We start from the raw sequence: 290 nt of genomic DNA, 5'->3' as shown, positions 1-290 counted from the left end.
GTACCGGTAATACCAGCGCGGCGTACAGCATCCCGATCAGCCAGACCGATGATGCGATCGATGCCAACCTCCCGGTGATCTCCAGCGTTTCTATTCCTGACGTGGAGATGAAGGTGAGCGATACGGTCACGGTAACCCTGACGGTCGATGACGATGGCGGTGAGACCTACGGCGCTCTATCGGGCACTATTGGTGGCTTTGCCTTAAGCAATCTGAGTCGTACCAATAGCACTACCTACACCGCGGAGTTTACGGTGACCGATAGGGGGACCGATGTGGCCGCCATCGAT

Annotated in this window: 1 protein-coding gene; it reads left to right on the top strand. The window is 56.9% G+C overall.

The genetic code is table 11. The features are described 5' to 3' along the window. Positions 1-290: hypothetical protein (locus CXF72_RS00560; RefSeq protein WP_157823157.1), on the top strand; the 290-nt coding region annotated here is incomplete at both ends.

This window comes from Psychromonas sp. MB-3u-54, assembly GCF_002836415.1.
GTDB lineage: Bacteria > Pseudomonadota > Gammaproteobacteria > Enterobacterales > Psychromonadaceae > Psychromonas.
This window is presented reverse-complemented; position numbering and strand designations above follow the sequence as displayed.